General features: G+C 76.5%; 16 protein-coding genes. 12 read left to right on the top strand and 4 right to left on the bottom strand.

From position 1 onward, the window contains the following. Positions 1 to 12: 12 nt before the first annotated feature. Genes ACFV1L_RS04750 through ACFV1L_RS04710 form a run of 9 tightly spaced genes read left to right on the top strand, consistent with a single transcriptional unit; the run spans position 13 to position 8,788 of the window. A complete protein-coding gene (locus ACFV1L_RS04750; RefSeq protein WP_380362875.1) occupies positions 13 to 648 on the top strand; it encodes a D-glycero-alpha-D-manno-heptose-1,7-bisphosphate 7-phosphatase in 636 nt (211 codons plus the stop codon). Further along, a complete protein-coding gene (locus ACFV1L_RS04745; RefSeq protein ID WP_380362873.1) occupies positions 645 to 1,709 on the top strand; it encodes a glycosyltransferase family 9 protein in 1,065 nt (354 codons plus the stop codon). Before ACFV1L_RS04750 ends, ACFV1L_RS04745 begins: the two co-directional genes overlap by 4 nt. Next, positions 1,706 to 2,668, top strand: a complete 963-nt coding sequence (locus ACFV1L_RS04740; RefSeq protein ID WP_380362871.1) for a glycosyltransferase — start codon at positions 1,706 to 1,708, stop codon at positions 2,666 to 2,668. Before ACFV1L_RS04745 ends, ACFV1L_RS04740 begins: the two co-directional genes overlap by 4 nt. Continuing rightward, positions 2,665 to 3,915 (top strand): glycosyltransferase, encoded by a 1,251-nt coding sequence (locus ACFV1L_RS04735; RefSeq protein ID WP_380362869.1) that lies wholly within the window; start codon positions 2,665 to 2,667, stop codon positions 3,913 to 3,915. The genes ACFV1L_RS04740 and ACFV1L_RS04735 overlap by 4 nt, the downstream gene beginning before the upstream one ends. Then, a complete protein-coding gene (locus tag ACFV1L_RS04730; protein WP_380362867.1) occupies positions 3,915 to 4,568 on the top strand; it encodes an SIS domain-containing protein in 654 nt (217 codons plus the stop codon). The genes ACFV1L_RS04735 and ACFV1L_RS04730 overlap by 1 nt, the downstream gene beginning before the upstream one ends. Continuing rightward, positions 4,565 to 5,983, top strand: coding sequence for a D-glycero-beta-D-manno-heptose 1-phosphate adenylyltransferase (gene rfaE2, locus ACFV1L_RS04725; RefSeq protein WP_380362865.1), 1,419 nt, complete (start codon positions 4,565 to 4,567; stop codon positions 5,981 to 5,983). The genes ACFV1L_RS04730 and rfaE2 overlap by 4 nt, the downstream gene beginning before the upstream one ends. Continuing rightward, positions 5,980 to 6,966: a glycosyltransferase family 9 protein gene (locus ACFV1L_RS04720; RefSeq protein WP_380362863.1), complete on the top strand. Its 987-nt coding sequence runs from the start codon at positions 5,980 to 5,982 to the stop codon at positions 6,964 to 6,966. The genes rfaE2 and ACFV1L_RS04720 overlap by 4 nt, the downstream gene beginning before the upstream one ends. A gap of 8 nt (positions 6,967 to 6,974) precedes the next feature. Next, the gene (locus tag ACFV1L_RS04715) at positions 6,975 to 7,877 is read left to right on the top strand and encodes a glycosyltransferase family 2 protein (RefSeq protein ID WP_380363131.1); all 903 of its coding nucleotides are present in this window, start codon (positions 6,975 to 6,977) and stop codon (positions 7,875 to 7,877) included. Then, positions 7,874 to 8,788 carry a glycosyltransferase family 2 protein gene (locus ACFV1L_RS04710; protein ID WP_380362861.1) on the top strand — a complete coding sequence of 305 codons (915 nt, stop codon included), beginning with the start codon at positions 7,874 to 7,876 and terminating at the stop codon, positions 8,786 to 8,788. The genes ACFV1L_RS04715 and ACFV1L_RS04710 overlap by 4 nt, the downstream gene beginning before the upstream one ends. A gap of 24 nt (positions 8,789 to 8,812) precedes the next feature. Here the strand turns inward: ACFV1L_RS04710 and ACFV1L_RS04705 are convergent, their stop codons facing one another. Continuing rightward, a complete protein-coding gene (locus ACFV1L_RS04705) occupies positions 8,813 to 9,442 on the bottom strand; it encodes a hypothetical protein (RefSeq protein ID WP_380362859.1) in 630 nt (209 codons plus the stop codon). 441 nt (positions 9,443 to 9,883) lie between these two features. Between ACFV1L_RS04705 and ACFV1L_RS04700 the strand changes: the two genes are divergently transcribed. After that, complete coding sequence (locus tag ACFV1L_RS04700) at positions 9,884 to 11,260, top strand: MFS transporter (protein WP_380362857.1); 1,377 nt, start codon at positions 9,884 to 9,886, stop codon at positions 11,258 to 11,260. A 22-nt stretch (positions 11,261 to 11,282) separates the two neighbouring features. On the opposite strand, the gene ligD is transcribed toward ACFV1L_RS04700, so the two are convergent. Then, positions 11,283 to 12,185 carry a non-homologous end-joining DNA ligase gene (ligD, locus tag ACFV1L_RS04695; RefSeq protein ID WP_380362855.1) on the bottom strand — a complete coding sequence of 301 codons (903 nt, stop codon included), beginning with the start codon at positions 12,183 to 12,185 and terminating at the stop codon, positions 11,283 to 11,285. A gap of 139 nt (positions 12,186 to 12,324) precedes the next feature. Then, complete coding sequence (locus ACFV1L_RS04690) at positions 12,325 to 12,930, bottom strand: DNA polymerase ligase N-terminal domain-containing protein (protein WP_380362853.1); 606 nt, start codon at positions 12,928 to 12,930, stop codon at positions 12,325 to 12,327. Between the two features lie 435 nt (positions 12,931 to 13,365). On the opposite strand from ACFV1L_RS04690, the gene ACFV1L_RS04685 reads away from it, so the two are divergent. Together ACFV1L_RS04685 and ACFV1L_RS04680 are read left to right on the top strand one after the other, a co-directional pair. After that, positions 13,366 to 13,884, top strand: a complete 519-nt coding sequence (locus tag ACFV1L_RS04685; protein ID WP_380362851.1) for a hypothetical protein — start codon at positions 13,366 to 13,368, stop codon at positions 13,882 to 13,884. 27 nt (positions 13,885 to 13,911) lie between these two features. Further along, positions 13,912 to 14,430 carry an EF-hand domain-containing protein gene (locus ACFV1L_RS04680; RefSeq protein WP_380362850.1) on the top strand — a complete coding sequence of 173 codons (519 nt, stop codon included), beginning with the start codon at positions 13,912 to 13,914 and terminating at the stop codon, positions 14,428 to 14,430. A 134-nt stretch (positions 14,431 to 14,564) separates the two neighbouring features. Here ACFV1L_RS04680 and ACFV1L_RS04675 read toward each other — a convergent pair whose 3' ends face one another. After that, on the bottom strand, positions 14,565 to 17,348 hold the full coding sequence (locus ACFV1L_RS04675; RefSeq protein ID WP_380362848.1) for an RICIN domain-containing protein: 2,784 nt from the start codon (positions 17,346 to 17,348) through the stop codon (positions 14,565 to 14,567). Positions 17,349 to 17,453 lie beyond the last annotated feature (105 nt).

The following is a 17,453-nucleotide window of genomic DNA, read 5'->3' as shown; positions in this document are numbered from 1 at the left end:
GGAGCACCCACCATGGCCCTTCCCACCGACTCCACCGCACCCGGGCGCACGGCCGCGGGCGGCCCGCTGCCGTGGATCCGCGCGAGCGGGCCCGCGGGCCGGGCGGCCCCGCCGGGCGCGGCCGTGCTGTTCGACCGCGACGGCACGCTCGTCCACGACGTGCCGTACAACGGTGATCCCGCCGCCGTGCGCCCGGTGGCCGGCGCGGCTGCCGCCGTCGCCGCCCTGCGGTCGGCCGGCGTCCGGGTGGGCGTCGTGAGCAACCAGTCCGGGGTGGCGCGCGGGCTGCTCACCCGGGGGCAGGTCGACGCGGTGAACCGGCGCATCGAGGCGCTGGTCGGCCCGATCGACGTCTGGGCCGTCTGCCCGCACGGGCCGGAGGACGGCTGCCCCTGCCGCAAGCCGGCTCCCGGGCTGGTGCTGGCCGCCTGCCGGGTGCTGGGGGTGCCGCCCCGGCGGGCGGTCGTCATCGGGGACATCGGGTCCGACGGCGCTGCGGCCGAGGCCGCCGGGGCGTTCCCCGTCCTGGTGCCCACCCCGGTCACCCGTGCCGAGGAGACGGCGGCGGCGCGGACCGTCGCCGCAGACCTCGGCGCGGCCGTCCGGCTGGCCCTGGGCCACCTGCTCCCCGCCGGGCGGGCCTCGTGACGCGGACCCTCGTCGTGCGCCTCGACAGCGCCGGCGACGTCCTGCTCGCCGGGCCCGCCGTGCGGGCCGTCGCCGCCTCCTCGGCGTACCTGGCGATGCTCTGCGGGCCCCAGGGCGCCGCGGCGGCCGAGCTGCTGCCCGGGGTCGACCGGACCATCGTCTGGGAGGCCCCCTGGGTCGGCTTCGACCCGCCGCCCCTGGACCCCGAGGGCGTCCGGGCCGTCGTGGCGGAGCTCGCCCGGCAGCGCTTCGACCGCGCGGTGGTCCTCACTTCCTTCCACCAGAGCCCGCTGCCGACGGCGCTGCTGCTCCGGCTGGCCGGCGTGGCCGCCGTCGCCGCCGACTGCGAGGACTACCCGGGTTCGCTGCTCGACCTGCGCCACCGGCGCGCGCCCGGCCGGCACGAGGCCGAGGCGGCCCTCGACCTGGCCCGGGCGGCGGGCTTCCCGCTTCCTCCGGGCGACGACGGCCGGCTGCGGGTGCTGCCGCCACCCGACCTGCGGCACCTGACCGGGCCGGACCCGTACGTGGTCGTCCATCCCGGCGCGGCCGTTCCCGCCCGCGCCGCCGGCCCCGCGGTGCTCGCGGCGGCCGTGCGCGCGCTGGCGGGGTCCGGACGGCGGGTGGTGGTCACCGGGGGCCCGGCGGAGAAGGAACTCACCGCCGAGGTCGCGGGGGCGCACGCCCTGGACCTCGGCGGGCGCACCGACCTCAGGGCCCTCTCGGGGGTGCTGGCCGCGGCCGACGCCGTGGTCGCGGGCAACACCGGCCCCGCCCACCTGGCCGCCGCCGTCGGCACCCCGGTGGTGAGCCTGTTCTCGCCGGTCGTGCCGGCCGGACGCTGGCGGCCGTTCGGCGTGCCGCACCTGCTGCTCGGCCGGCAGGACGCGCCGTGCGCCGGGAGCCGCGCCAGGCGCTGCCCCGTCGAGGGCCATCCCTGCCTGGACACCCTGACCGGCGCCGAGATCGCGGCGGCCGTGGACCGGCTGACCGGCGGAGCGGCGGGCCCGGACGGGCCGTTCCCGCCCGCCCGGCCGCGCACCAGAAAGGTGACCTCATGAACATCCTGCTGTGGCACGTGCACGGCTCCTGGACGACCGCGTTCGTCCAGGGCGCCCACACCTACACGGTGCCCGTCCTGCCCGGGCGCGGACCGGACGGGCTCGGCCGCGCCGCGACCTTCGACTGGCCCGACACGGTGGTCGAACGGACCCCGCAGGAGCTGCGGTCCGCCGAGATCGACCTGGTGGTGCTCCAGCGCCCGCACGAGGCCGAACTCGCCGCCCGGTGGCTGGGCCGCCGCCCGGGCCGGGACGTGCCCGCCGTCTGCCTGGAGCACAACAGCCCGCACGGCGACGTCCCCGACACCCGCCACTGGGCGGCGGACCGGGACGACCTCGTCGTCGTCCACGTCACCGAGTTCAACCGGCTGTTCTGGGACTGCGGGCACACCCGCACCCGGGTGATCGAGCACGGCATCGTCGACCCCGGCCACCAGTACGGCGGCGCCCTGGCGAGAACGGCCGTGGTGGTCAACGAGCCGGTCCGCCGCGGACGCACCACCGGCACCGACCTCCTGCCGTTCTTCGCCCGGCAGAGCCCGCTGGACGTGTTCGGCATGGGAACGGCCGGGCTCGCCGCCCACCTCGGCCTGGCCGAGGACCGCTGCCGGGTCGCCGACCTCCCCCAGGCCCGGCTGCACGCCGAGATGGCACGGCGCCGCCTCTACCTCCATCCGGTGCGCTGGACCTCGCTCGGCCTCTCCCTGCTGGAGGCCATGCACCTCGGCATGCCGGTGGTCGCCCTGGCCACCACCGAGGTGACCCGGGCGGTCCCGCCCGGCGCGGGCGTGGTCTCCAACGACCTCGACGAACTGGCCGAAGCCGTCCGCCACTACCTCACGGACGCCGCGGCCGCCGCGGCGGACGGGGCCCGCGCCCGCCAGGCGGCGCTCGGCCGCTACGGACTGAAGCGGTTCCTGGCGGACTGGGACCGCCTGATCGACGAGGTGACCGGGTGAACGGGCCCCTGACCATCGCCCTGGTGTCCGAGCACGCCAGCCCGCTCGCGGTGCTCGGCGGGGTGGACGCGGGCGGCCAGAACGTCCACGTCGCCGCACTCGCCGGTGCCCTCGCCGACTTGGGCCACCACGTGGTCGTCCACACCCGGCGGGACCGCCCCGAACCGGCCGACGAAGTCGTGATGCGCCCCGGCGTCGTGGTCCACCACGTGCCGGCCGGACCGGCCCGCCCCGTCCCCAAGGACCAACTCCTGCCGTACATGGACGAGTTCGGCGACCACCTGGCCCGGTACTGGAGTCGCCGCCGACCGGACGTCGTGCACTCGCACTTCTGGATGTCGGGACTGGCCGCCCTGCGCGGAGCCCGGCACCTGGGCATACCGGTCGCCCACACCTATCACGCCCTGGGCACCGTCAAACGCCGCCACCAGGGCCGCGAGGACACCAGTCCCGCCCGGCGGATCGCGCTGGAGGCGCACCTCGGCCGCACGGCCGCACGCGTGATCGCCACCTGCAGCGACGAGGTGGCCGAACTCCTCGCGATGGGCGTGCCCGCCGACCGCATCCGGGTCGTGCCCTGCGGCGTCGACCCGGACCGGTTCAGCCCCGTGGGGGAGACGGCACCGCGCTCGGCGCCGCACCGGCTGCTCATGGTCGGCCGACTCGTCGCCCGCAAGGGCGGCGCCACCGCGCTCGAAGCCCTCGCCCGGCTGCCCGACACCGAACTGCTGCTCGCCGGCGGCCCTCCGGCCGACCGCCTGGACGACGAACCGGAGTGCCGGCGACTGCGTGCGCTGGCCGCCGACCACGGCGTGGCCGACCGGCTGGTCCTGCTCGGCGGCGTGCCCAGCACCCGGATGCCGGCCCTGCTGCGCAGCGCCGACCTCGTCCTCTGCCCCGCGCACTACGAGCCCTTCGGCATCGTCCCGCTGGAGGCGATGGCGTGCGGCGTGCCGGTGGTCGCCACCGCGGTCGGCGGGCACCTCGACACCGTCGCCGACGGCCGGACGGGCCTGCTGGTGCCGGCCGGCTCCGGAGCGGCGCTGGCCGCGGCGGCCGCCAGGCTGCTCGGCGACCAGCGGCTGCGCCGCGCCTTCGGGGCCGCCGGGCGCCGTCGGGTCCTCGCCTTCTACAGCTGGGGCCGGGTCGCGGCGAACACCGAGAAGATCTACCAGGAGGCGGTGCGCCCCCGCCCCGCGGCCCGCGAACCGCGGGCCCGGACCGGAGCACCGTCGGGAGGACTGTGATGAGCGCTCACTTCCACGAGTCGGCGCACGACCTCGCCGAGGCCGCCCGGCACTGCACCGCGCTGGAGGACGCCGTGCGGGCCCTGCGCGGCGGACAGCTGCCGCTGCTCACCAGCTGGGGCCAGGCACTGGCCGGCCTGCTGCCGGCCGGCGGGCGCCTGCTCGTCGCCGGCAACGGCGGCAGTGCCGCGCAGGCCCAGCACCTCACCGCCGAACTCGTCGGCCGCTACCGCGACGAGCGGCCCCCCTTCTCCGCGCTCGCCCTGCACGCCGAGACGTCCACGCTGACCGCGGTCGGCAACGACTACGGCTTCGACGAGGTGTACGCCCGCCAGGTGACCGCGCACGGGCGACCCGGCGACGTCCTGATCCTGATGTCGACCTCCGGACGGAGCGACAACCTGCTCGGCGCCGCCGACGCCGCCCGGCGGGCGGGTCTCGGGGTGTGGGCGATGACCGGCCCGGCCCCCAACCCGCTGGCGGCCCGGGCCGACGAGGCCCTCTGCGTCGCCTCCGGGACCACCGCCACCGTCCAGGAGGTCCACCTGATGGCCCTCCACCTGATCTGCGAGGCGTTCGACGCGGCGCTGGCCCGCCGCACCGGCGGGCGCGCCAAGGCCGACGACGTCCGCCCGGCGGGTGAGGTCGCGTGAACGGGCCGCTCGTGGTGGTCGGCGACAGCCTGCTCGACGTCGACGTGGACGGCGCGGCCACCCGGCTCGCCCCCGACGCGCCCGTCCCGGTGGTCGACGTCGAGTCCGAGCGCAGCCGGCCCGGGGGCGCGGCCCTCGCCGCCGTCCTGGCCGCGCGCACCGGACAGCGGGTGGTGCTGCTCACGGCGCTGGGCCGGGGCGAGGCCTCGAACCGGTTGCGGCGCGCCCTGGCGGGCCGCGTCGAGCTGGCCGAGCTCCCGCTGGACGGCGACATCCCGGTCAAGACCCGGATCCGGGTGGACGAACGGCCCCTCCTCCGGATCGACCGCGGCGGGGGACGCCCCGGCCCGGCGAACGGCGCCGCCCGCCGGATCCTCGGCTCCGCCGGGGCCGTCCTGGTGTCCGACTACGGGCGGGGCGTGGCGGAGGTGCTGACGCCGCTGCTCACCCCGGCCACCCGCCGCTGTCCGGTGGTGTGGGACCCGCACCCGCGCGGCGGCCCGCCCGTCCCGGGCGCACGGCTGGTGACGCCCAACGCGGCCGAGGCGCGGTCCACGGCCGCGGCCCTCGACGCCCGGTCCGCCGCCGGGGACGGCCTCGCCGACCACACCCGGCGGGCCGCGCTCCTGGCCCGCCACTGGCGGGCCGCGGCGGTGGCGGTCACCCTCGGCCCGCGCGGGGCCCTGCTCAGCCGCGGCACCGACAGCCCGATCCTGCTTCCCGCGCCCCACGAAGCCGGCGGCGACCCCTGCGGCGCCGGCGACTGCTTCGCGGCGTCCGCCGCGGTGGCCCTGGCCCGCGGCGCGATCACCGAGGAGGCGGTGCACTGCGGGGTGGTGGCCGCCGCGGACTTCGTCGCCTCGGGCGGCGCCGGCGGGCTCGCCCTGCCACCACCGGCCGGTCGGCCCGCGGCCCCGCTGCCGGTGCGGGCAGCGGAACTGGCGGCCGCCGTCCGCGCGCGCGGCGGGACGGTGGTGGCGACCGGCGGCTGCTTCGACCTGCTGCACGCCGGACACGTCGGCCTGCTGGAGTCGGCGGCCCGGCTGGGCGACTGCCTCGTGGTCTGCCTGAACTCCGACGACTCCGTCCGACGCCTCAAGGGCCCCGGACGGCCCCTCACCCCGGTCGCGGACCGGGCCAGCGTGCTGGCGGGGCTGGGCTGCGTCGACGCCGTCGCCGTCTTCGAGGAGGACACGCCGCACGCCGTCCTGCGCGAGCTGCGACCCGACGTCTGGGTGAAGGGCGGCGACTACACGGTGGAGGCCCTCCCGGAGGCCGAGGTGCTGGCCGAGTGGGGCGGCCACGCGCTCGTCCTGCCCTACCTGAGCGGCAGGTCCACGACCGCCCTGGCCGAACGGGCCGCCGCCGCCGGCTCCGGCCGGAGCGGGCCGGCGTCCGCGGGAGCGGGCGCGTGAGCACGGCGGACGGCCGGCCGCGGCTGCTCGTGCTGCGTGCGCTGGGCCTCGGCGACCTGCTCACCGGCGTCCCGGCCCTGCGGGCCCTGCGCCGCCACCACCCCGGCCACCAGCTGGTCCTGGCCGCGCCCGGCCGGCTGGCCCGGGCGGTGGCCGCCACCGGCTGCGTCGACCGGCTGCTGGCCACCGACGCGCCCGGCCGCCAGGTGCCGGGCGAACTGCGCTGGGACGGGCCCGCGCCGGCGCTGGCGGTCGACCTGCACGGCTGCGGCGAGGAGAGCCTGCGGCCCCTGCGGGCCCTGGAGCCCCGTCGGCTCATCGGCTACGCGGCAGCGGGGGCCGGCGGCACCAGGTGGCGGCCGGACGAGCACGAACGGGACCGCTGGTGCCGCCTCCTGCACTGCCACGGCATCCCCGCTGACCCGGCCGACCTGCTGATCCGGCGCCCCGCGGTCCGCTCCCCCGCGCCCGGAGCCGTGGTGCTGCACCCGGGCGCCGACGCGGGAGCGCGCCGCTGGCCGGCCGCCCGCTTCGCCGCGGTGGCGCGCGAACTGCACCGCTCCGGCCGGCCGGTGGTCGTCACCGCCGGCGCGGGCGAGGCGGGACTCGCCGGCGAGGTGGCCGCCCGCGCCGGCCTGCCCCCGGGGTCGGTCCTCGGCGGGACCGCCGACGTGCCGTTCGAGACCCTGGCGGCGCTGGTCGCCGAGGCGGGCGCCGTGGTCGCCGGGGACACCGGCCTGTCCCACCTCGCCACGGCCCTCGGCACACCCTCGGTCACCCTGTTCGGCCCGGTGTCGCCCCGCCTGTGGGGGCCGCCCGCCGACGCCCGCCACCGGATCCTGTGGCGGCCCGGCCCCCTCGACGGCGACCGGCCCGGCGACGCCCACGGCGCGGACCCGGACCCGCGACTGCTGCGCATCGACCCGGACGACGTGCTGTCCGAACTGCAAGCCCTTCCACGCCTGCGCGCAGAGAGGACGTGATGGCCGCGATGCAGAGCCCGCCCGCCGCCCCGGTACCCCCGATCGGCGTCGTCGTCATCACGCGCAACCGCCGGGAGCGCCTGCTGCACACCCTCGACCGGCTCCGCAGCCTGCCCGAGGCCCCGCCCGTCCTCGTCCTGGACAACGCCTCCGCCGACGGGACCGCGGCGGCCGTCCGGGACCGCCACCCCGCCGTGGCCGTGCGCGTCCTGCGCCGCAACCGGGGCGCGGTGGCCCGGAACCTCGGCGTGGAGCAGCTCGGCACCCCCTACGTCGCCTTCAGCGACGACGACTCGTGGTGGCGGCCCGGGGCGCTGTCCCTCGCGGCCGGCCTGTTCGACCGGCACCGGCGGCTCGGTCTGCTCGCGGCCGCCACCCGGGTCGGGCCCGGCGGCCGCGCCGACCCCATCGACGACCGGCTCGCGGCCTCCCCGCTCGGTGTGGCACCCGACCTGCCGGGGCCCTCCGTGCTGGGCTTCCTCGCCTGCGCGAGCATCGTCCGACGGAGCGCGTTCCTCGAAGTGGGAGGTTTCCACCCGCTGCTGCACTTCGGCGGGGAGGAGGCGCTGCTGGCGCTCGACCTGACCGCGGCGGGCTGGGGCGTCGCCCACTGCCCCCAGGTCGTCGCCCACCACCACCCGGACCCCGGACCCCGGCCCGGCAGGCTCGCGCGCCTGCGCCGCAACGAACTGCTCACCTGCTGGCTGCGCCGGCCGTGGCCCCAGGTCGCCCGGCAGAGCGCCGGCCTGGTGCGGGAGGCCGCCGGGAACCCGCAGGCCGCCCGGGCACTGGCCGGCGCCGTGCCCAGGCTCCCCGCCGCGCTGGCGCTGCGCCGGCCGCTCCCGCCGGAGGTGGAGCGGTCGGTGGCCCGCCTGGAACAGGCCGGGGCCGTCGACGGGGAGGCGCGATGACCGATCAGCGCCTCGCCGTCGCCGTCATCACGCACAACCGCCGCGACGAGCTGCTCCACACCCTCGCCCGGCTCACCCGCCTGCCCGAGCGGCCCCCCGTCCTCGTCGTGGACAACGCGTCCGCCGACGGCACCGCGGCAGCCGTCCGACAGCGGTATCCCGAGGTCCGGCTGCTCACCCCCGGCCGCAACCTCGGCGCCTGCGGCCGCAACCTCGCGGCCCGCGAACTGGACTGCCCCTACCTGGCGTTCAGCGACGACGACACCTGGTGGGAGCCCGGCTCGCTGCGCGCCGCCGCCGACCTGCTGGACGCCCACCCGAACGTCGCCACCGTCACCGCCCGGATCGTGGTCGAGGACCCGGCCGCACCGGACCGGCCACCGACGGACGACCCCATCGTGGCCGAACTGCGCGACTCCCCGCTTCCCGCCCCGCCGGGCCTGCCCGGTCCCGCCCTCGGCTCGTTCCTCGCCGGAGCCACGGTCGTCAGGCTCTCCGCGTTCCGGGCCGCCGGCGGCTTCTCACCGCGGCTGTGGCTGGGCGGCGAGGAGGAACTCCTCGCCCACGACCTCGCCTCGGACGGCTGGTGGCTCGTCTACGCCGCCGACCTCACCGTCCACCACCGGCCGTCCCCGCTGCGCGACCCGACGCTGCGCCGCCGCCACGGGATCCGGAACACCCTGTGGACGACCTGGCTCCGGCGCCGTCCCGCCACCGTCGTGCGCCGCACCGCCCACCTGCTGCGCACCGTCCCCCGCGACGCCGTCTCGGTGCGTGCGTTCGCGGAAGCCGCCGCCGGCCTGCCCTGGGTGCTGCGCGAGCGCCGGCGGCTGCCGGCCCGGGTCGAGCGCGACCTGCGGCTGCTGGAGGCTCCCCAGCGGTCGTCGACCGCCCGCCGCTACGTCGGATGAGCCCGCGCCCCGCCCACGGCCCGCTCAGACGAACAGGATCTCGCGCGAGCCCAACCGCTCGGCGGGCGACGCCCCACCGGTGCGGCCGGGGCCGGGATCCGCGAACCGGCCGGCGTCCAGGGCCCGGCGCTTGAGGCGCTCCGCCCCGGGCGGCAGCGCCACCCGTGAGGCGCGCGGCCAGGGCTCCCCGCAGCCGTGCGGCGCCGCGCAGTGGCCGGGCACCCAGTACTCCACCAGCGGCGGCCTCAACCGCAGGGAACACGCCATCAGCGCCGCCCACCGCGCCGACCCGACGGCCGTCCCGCGGTCCCCGCACCAGGGGGCGGCGCACAGGTCGGCGCCGTTCACCAGCAGCGAGAGGCGGCGGACGGCCTCGTCGCAGCCCGGCTCCTCCAGCCATTCCAGCTCCGCCCCCGGAGCGCCGAGGAAGGCCAGCACCTCGCGGGGCACCGCCCCGTGGAAACCCGGTCCGGCGCCGGGCAGCACGACCCGCAGCCGGGCCCCGGACGCCGCCAGCATCGCCATGCACCCGCCGAAGCCGACGACGGCGCCGTCGAGCGGGGCGGCCACCACCACGGCTTCCCGCACCCCCTCGGGCACGCCCGCCACGGGCAGGCGGGCGGACAGTCCCTCCATGCGTCCAGCCTGTTCCATCGGCCGTCCTCCTTCCGGGAGGTGGGAAAGGAAGGCCGGGTCGAAAGGGCGGACGGTGACCGGTCCGCCTGCACCGTCCGCGCGACCGGGTCCGGAAAGGACCGCCGTCCACTCCTCCCACCAGCGTTCCCGACCCGCTCGCGGACCGCACCCCGGCCTCCGCACGGGGGGCCGACCGCACCGAACCGGTCGCGGAGCGTCACCCCCCTCCGGGCCGGAACGACGGCCGACACCGTGTGACAGACCCCACCAGGCGGACAACGCCGCTGGTCAGGCGGGTGCAGGCGTCCTCCGTGCGGGGGTGTGACGCGATCGACCTCCCGACCACCCGCAGCGACCGGTCAGGATGGACGGGGCCGCTCCACGTCCGAGCCGCCCGCTCCCGTACGACGGTCGTCCGTCCGGAGCCCTCCCTGTGCCCACCTGATCCAGATGTGAGACGTGCTGCCCACCACCAAGGCGTCCCCGGCGACCCCGAACGTCCTCCTCCCCGCCCAACGCAGCGGCCCGGACCGTCCTGCCGTCCCCCCGACCGTCCCGCCCGGCTCGCGCGCCCCGTGGCGCGCCCTGCGCCACCGCAGCATGCGCTGGTGGTCGCTGGCCAACCTGGTCTCGAACGCCGGCGCGTGGATGCAGCTGACCGTCCAGAACCTCCTGGTGCTCCAGCTGACCGGGTCGGCCGCCGTCACCGGACTCTCGCTCGCCCTGCAGGTCGCCCCCGGCCTGCTGCTCGGACTCGTCGGCGGGGCCGCGGTCGACCGCTGGCCGCTCAAACTCACGGCCACCGCCAGCCAGGCGGTGCTGGCCGTGATCGCCTTCGCCACGGCGGCCCTGGTGGCTGTCGGGGCACTGAGCGTCCCCGCCCTGATGGTGCTGGCCGTCCTCACCGGGCTGATCGCCACGGTCGAAGGGCCGGCCTGCGCCCTCCTCGGCAACGACCTCGTGCCGCCGGAGGACGTCCCCTCGGCGATCTCGGTCGGCTCGGTGGTGCACAGCGTCGGAAGGCTGGCCGGCACCGCGTCGGCCGGCGTCGTCGTGGCCCTGTTCGGAATGGCGAGCGCGTACGTCGTCAACGGCGTCTCCTTCGTCCTCGTGGCGGCGGTCATCCCCTTCCTGCGGCCGGCCGCGGGCGCGGTCGCGGCCGACCCGGCCCGGCCGCCGGCCGCCCGGCAGGGCGTCCGGGACGGCGTCGCCTTCTTCTGCAGCCGGCGCCGCCTGGTCGCACTGGCGTGCCTGACCGGCCTGGGCTCGATGCTGGGCCGCAACTACGGCCTGACGCTCGCCGCACTGGTCAGCGGCGCCCTGCACGGCGGCGCGCAGGAATTCGGGGTGATCGCCACCGTCCTGGCAGCCGGCGGGATCACCGGTGCGGTGCTGGCCGGACGGCTGCGCAGCCCGTCCGTCCGGCTGGTGGCCGTCCTGACGGCCGCCGGCGGCGTGCTCCAGTGCTTCGCCGCGCTCTCGCCCACCCTCCTGTTCCTCGCCCTGCTGGTCGTCCCGATGGCCGTGCTGGAGTCGCTGAGCGACACCGCCGTCTCGACGATCCTGCAGACCGACCCGCCGGCGCCGCTGCGCGGCCGGGTCCTGGGCGCCTGGCGCAGCATCAGCACCGTCTGGGGCCTCGCCGGACCGCTCGTGCTCGGCGGGTCCATCCAGGCGCTGGGTGCGCGGGGCGCCCTGCTCTCCGGCGGACTGGTGGTCGGCGGGACGGTGGGCGGAGCCGCCGTCCTGCGGCGCCGGGCGGCAGGTCCGGCACCGGCCGGACCGGTCGCGGCCGGACCGGTCGCGGTCCTGGAGCAGGCTCCGGTCGCCGGCTGAAGCGTCGCCGCCGGGCCCCGGCTCACAGCTGTGCCAGTCTCCGGCCGGCGGCGGTCAGGGAGCGGCCGCGGCGCAGCACTCGCTCCCAGGGGTCGTCGCCGTGCAGCCGCTCGTCGATGGTGGCGACGGTCCAGCGGCGCGAGCTGAGGTCGGGGTCGTCCAGTTCGTTCCAGTCCAGCGGGGCGGCGACCGGGGCGCCGGGCAGGGCGCGGACGGCGTACGGGGTGACGGCGGTCTGGGCGTAGCCGTTGCGCTGGACGTCGAGGTAGAGCCGTCCCCGGCGGGCCTGTTTGCGGGCGGCGGTGGTGAGTTCGTCCGGGTACCGGGCGGCGAGCAGGCCGGCCAGGTCGCGGGCGAAGGCGCGGACGTCGTCGAACGGGGCGCGGCGGTCGAGCGGGACCAGGACGTGCAGGCCGCGGGAGCCGGTGGTCATCAGGGCGGCGGGCAGGTCGAGTTCGTCGAGCAGCCCGTGCAGCCGGGCGGCGGCCCGCCGGACCGGTGCGAAGTCCTCGCCGGGCGGGTCGAGGTCGATGACCAGCCGGTCGGGGCGGTCGGGACGGTCGGCCTTGGACAGCCAGCGGTGCGGGGTGATGCACGCCTGGTCGACCAGGTAGAGGAGGGTGGCCAGGTCGTCGCAGAGGGCGTGGGTGACGGTGCCGTCCTCCTTGGGCAGTTCGGTGCGGTGGATCCAGTCCGGGAAGTGGTCGGGGACGTCCTTCTGCAGGAAACGTCCGCCGTGGATGCCGTCCGGGTGGCGTTCCAGCATCAGCGGCCGCCCGCGCAGGTGGGGCAGGATGCACCGGCCGACCCGGCGGTAGTGGTCGGCGAGGTCGGCCTTGGTGAGGCCGTCCTCGGGGAAGAGCACCTTGTCGGCCCGTTTGATCTGGACGGTGCGGCCGCTCGCGCGGATACCGGTGCTGGTCATGGGGTGCCTCGCTCCCGAGTGGCGTCGGTGGGCCGTCGGTCGTCGCGCGGGCCGGGGCGGCCGGTTCGGTCCGCCGGCTCGGGGCGGGCCCGCTCGCGGATCCTGTCGGCGGGCGGGGGGCGGTCCTGGTCCGGCCGGGTCATCCGCCGACCTGCTCGGCGGCGACCTGCTTGAGCGTCCGTCCGCTGCGTGCAGAGCGGGCCCGGCGCGGGTCGGGCGTGCCGCCGGCTCCGCTCCGGCCGTGCCGGACCAGCAGCCATGCCTCCCGCTGCCCGTCTCCGTCCCGGAAGCGGGTCAGCGCCCAGTCGCCGTGCAGTTTGCGCCCGTCCAGCCGGAACGAGGCGTGGCCGCCGGCGAGCGCCTCGGCGAACGGGATCTCGTGGCCGCGCCCGTCGGTGCTGCGGTTCCGGTAGCTGCCCTCGTCCCAGATGATCACCGTGCCGGCGCCGTACTCGCCCTCGGCGATGGTCCCCTCGAAGTCGCGGTACTCCAGGGGGTGGTCCTCGGTGGGCATCGCCAGGCGCCGGTCGTGCGGATCGCCGGACGGCCCCTTGGGAACGGCCCAGGACTTGAGCACCCCGTCGACCTCCAGCCGGAAGTCGAAGTGCATGGTGCCGGCATCGTGGATCTGCACCACGAAGGCGCGTTCCCGGCCGGCCCCGGCGCCGCCCTCGCCGCTGGGCTCGCGCGTGCGCCGGAAGTCCCGTTTCCGGCGGTACTCCGCCAAGGTGTCGGCTTCGGGCATCACCGTTCCTCCTCCCGGACTCCGCTCCCGCGCCTACCCCTCCCCGATGGCGCGACACGTTCCGGCGGGGCAGCGCGCACTCCGGGCAGCCGCAGCACTGCGGGGGCGCCCCGCTCACCCGGGCCCCTGCCGATCGGCTCCGCGGCGCGGTGGTGCCGGTCATCGCCGTCCACGCCGGCTCACCGTCCACGGCCACCGGCTCCGTCCACGCCGGAGCCTGACGGAGCATCAGCCATCGGAGTGGACACCGGCCGGGCCTTTCGCGGACACGCGGCCAGCCGACTTTCACTGGATCTCGGATCACGATCGCCGTCGCCGCCGGCAACCGCGACGTCGCCGCGTGCCGCCGGTCACGGCCGTCGGGCCGTTCCCGAGAACCAGAGAGCACAGGAGACCGACCATGAAGACCCCGTCCGCCGCGCCCTGCTGGCCGCCGTGCCGCTGTTCGCCCTGGTGCCGCTGCTCACCGGGCCCTCGGCCTCCGCAGACCCCGGCGAACCCACCGTCGACGCCACCTGCGTGCTGAAGGCCCACGGCGTCTTCGCCTCCGCCGTCGACCCCGGCGGCACCAACCTGCCGCTGCCCGACACCCTGGCCATGACCGGCACCGTCCAGTGCGTGGACGCCGCCGGCACCCCCACGGTCACCGGAGCCTTCGAGCGGACGGTCACCATGCCCGCCACCGAATGCACCGGCGACGAACACGGCGACACCTCCACCACGACCGTCCACTGGGCCGACCGGACCACCTCCACCCTCCGCTTCGAGCACACCGACGTCGTCAAGGTCAACGGCACCGCCTCCCTCGTCGTCACCGGCACCGTCACCGACGACAGCGCGCACTTCGCCGGCGACACCCTCAACGCCGTGGGCAGCAGCACCGGAACCGGCTGCGGCACCCCCGCCGGCGAGACCGAGGTCGACTCGACCCTCGTCCTCCGCCTCACCCACTGACGCCCGCCCGCGAAAGAGGACCCGCCAATGCCGCACCCCGCCCCGGCCGACACCACCGTCAGCCCGAAGGCCCGCATCTACGCCATGCTCGACACGGACGGCGACGGCGTCGCCTCCCGCCACGACTACTTCGTCCGCATCGAACGCGTCCGACGAGCCACCGGACGAACCGACGACGACCCCCTCGTCATCGCCGCACGCACCGCCGGCGAACGCGCCTGGGCCGCCATGGACGCCAACGGCGACGGCGTGATGACCTATCAGGAGTACGCCGCCTGGGTGGACGCCGAGAAGTTCGACACCGTCTGCCAGTACGCCCTCGGCGCCCTCTTCGACCTCGCCGACGCCGACCGGGACGGCGCCCTCGACCGGGCCCAGTTCACCGCCCTGCGCCAAGCGCTCGGCAACCGGCCCGACAACGCCGACGCGGCCTTCGACGCACTCGATCCCACCGGCACCGGACTGGTCGACCGCGCCGCCTACCTGGCAGCGATCCGCGCCTACGTCACCGGCGACCACTCCCCCATGGGCACCGCCCTGTACTGACGGCCGCCCGCCCGGCGCTGGTGCCGCCGCTCGGGAGAGCTCGGGAGAGCTCGGGAGAGCTCAGGAGAGCTCAGGAGAGCTCAGGAGAGCGAAGAAGGGCCGGCGGGGGCCGGCCCTTCCGCAGCAGGGGGTGATCAGAGGCGGAACGGGTTGGAGTTGCGGGCCGCGAGGAGGTACCAGGCGGTGGCGCCGGTGTGGAGGGAGGCGTAGTACTGGTCGCCCATCCCGGTGTCGAGGCCGTCCCGGGAGGCCGCGACGATGCCGAAGCCGTCGTGGTTGGGGGCCTGCTCCTGGGCGGTGGCGAGCGAGGAGACCAGGGCGGCGGCGGTGCCGGCGTCCTCGGCGCGGCCGCGGGCGTAGAGGGCGCTCAGCAGCTGGGCAGTGCCCTCGAACCACACCTTGCTGCGGTCGGCGCTGCCGAACGGGACGCCCTGGTAGGGACCGTCCTGGGTGAGCTGGTTGCGCACGAGCCAGTCGACCGCCGGGGCGTCGTCGGGGCTGAGCGTGGCGAGGTAGCTCCAGACCTGGACGTCGGCGGGGACGACGTCGGTGTTCACACTGACCCCGTCGAGTCCGGTGCCGGTCCACAGGTGGCCGTCGGCGGCCCGCATGGAGCGCACGAACCCGAACGCGGCGTCGGAGCGGCTCTTCCACACCTGGTCGCCGGTCAGGGTGGCGAGCATCGCGAAGAAGGCGCCCACGTCGATGTTGTGCTCGGTGGCCTTCCAGGTGATGGCCTGGTACTCGGCTCCGACCTCGTCGAGCGCCCGGACGCCGCCGGTGTAGCCGCCGGCGCCCCGGCTGTCCGCGGCGTGGCTCTGGATCCACTCGGCCGCCTTGCGCGCACCGTCCAGGTAGCGCTGCTGGCCGGTCGCCCGGTAGAGGTGGGACCAGGCCATGCCCACCCACGCCATGTTGCCCGTGTAGGTGGACCAGCCGCCGATGTAGGGCGCGCCCGTCTTCGTCACGAACGGCTCGGGCAGGTAGGAGGAGCGCAGCCGGCCGTCCGGCTGGGGGTCGTGGTCCTGGGCGTAGAGGAGGGCGTCGCCGAGGGTGACCGCCCGCGCCCTGTCGTCGGCGTTGCCGCTGCCGAGGAACGCGTCGATCATCAGGGCGTCGTCGTAGACGAAGGACGACTGGAAGCCGGTCGGACCGAACTGGTCGCCGGGGGCGAAGTAGCCGCCCCGGTAGCTGCGCGGCAGGCCCAGCGAGACGGGGTAGGGGAACTCGTTCATGGCCGTGCGCAGGAAGGAGTACCCCTTGGCCACCGAGGTGTCGGCGGGGCGGGCGAAGCCGGCGGGGACGGTGGGCGGCACGACGGGCGCGGCCGGGCCCTCGACGTAGTGGAGGCGGTTGATCGTCTGGATCGCCCGGTGGGTGGCGCCGCCCAGCGGCATCTCGTAGAAGTCCACGGCCACGTAGTTGGGCATCTTGCGGGCGGCCGGGCCGCAGTGGTTGCGGGCGCGCTCGACCAGCTTGTCGCCGTTGTCGATGGCCGCGCTGATGATGGTCGGGGCGTTGCGGAACTGGTTCATGACGAACAGCGGGGAGAACTTGGCGTTGCGCCGGGTGAGCGGGACGCCGCCCCAGCGGCTGTAGCAGTCCCAGTTGCTGCCGGTGTCGCCGATGCTCCAGTAGTTCTCGACCGTCCAGTCGCTGCCGGGGCGCAGCCCGACCTCGGGGATGGCGGTGCCGTGGTCGTCGGTGAAGAGCAGCAGCCGCTTGTCGGCGGCGCGCAGCGCGGACAGGGTGGGCCATCCGTTGGTGCTGACGCCGCTCGTCTCCGGGTCGAAGACGAGGTCCTTGAGGCCGGGGACGGCTTCGAGGGTCTGCCGCATGCGGGTGCGGTCGGCGTAGTCCTCGAAGAAGACGGTGACGATCGGCTTCTGGCCGTCCACCTGCTCCGTCCTCATGAAGGTGACGATCTCGGCCATGGCGTCCGACAGGAGGCGGGCGCCCCCGTCGAGGCAGGGGGCGTGGCAGAGCACGACGTCGTTGCCGCGCATGTGCGCGTCCAGCATCAGACCGCTGACGCCCTCGCGGAGCTGGGTCAGCAGGGAGCGGTTCTGGTTGGGGGCGATCGGGCCCGCCTCGGCGGCGTTGTGGAAGGCGTTGTGCGTGGTCAGGAAGGTGGCCTGGTCGAGTCGCGGGTCTGCGGGCGCCTCGCCCTCCTGGAGCGAGGTGTTGGTCAGGTACCACTGGCTCTGGGTGCCGGGCTGCTTCGCGCCCGCCGTCAGCCGCCTGCCGTTCGCGGACTCCCCGCCGAAGTCGGTGGCCGGGTTGAGGTAGACCTCCTGGCCCGGCGCCTTGATGTGGAAGACGTCCGGGCTGACCTGCTCGAACTGCCACTGGGTCTCGGGGCCCCCGCAGGTGCGCAGCTCGGCGAGGACCTGGCCCTGGGCGTCCGGCGCGGTGCGGGACAGGCAGTACGCCCCGTTGACGTTGCTCTTGAGGTAGTAGGCGGAGCCGACGGGCTCGAACCACCATTCCTGGTTGCCCTGGGCCTTGAAGACGTACTGCAGGATCGGCTGCCCGTCCGCCATGTCCTGCCCGGCGGCGTCCACGGACAGGCCGGTGGTGACGTTCTGCAACTGGACCGGGCCCAGCTTGTTCGGCGGGCCGGGCTGGGCGGCCGCGGGCGGCGCGCCGACCGGCACCAGCAGGGCGGCACCGAGGGCGGCGGCCAGGCCGAGGGCGGTCGCCCGGCCGCGGTGGCGGCCGGTCGGCCGGTCGGCGTGGCGGGCGGACGACCGGTCGGCATGACGGGCGGACGACCGGTCGGCGTGACGGGCGGACGACCGGTCGGCGTGACGGGCGGACGACCGGTCGGCGTGAGGGGCGGTCGACCGGTCGGCCTGGCGGGCGGTCGGCGCGGGCCCGGTGCGGGTCGCTGGTCGGCGAAGGGCGGGGAACAACACCAGGGATCCTCCGGGAAGTGGGGCCCCCGGGAAGTGGGGCCGCGCAGGGGACGGCGGCCGACCGGGCGCGGCCCGGCGGCGGAAGGCAGGCGCGACGTACGCTTG

Origin of the sequence: Kitasatospora sp. NPDC059646 (assembly GCF_042734615.1) — a bacterium.
GTDB lineage: Bacteria > Actinomycetota > Actinomycetes > Streptomycetales > Streptomycetaceae > Kitasatospora.
The sequence above is the reverse complement of the archived record's forward strand: the minus strand, read 5'-3'. Positions and strand labels throughout refer to the sequence as shown.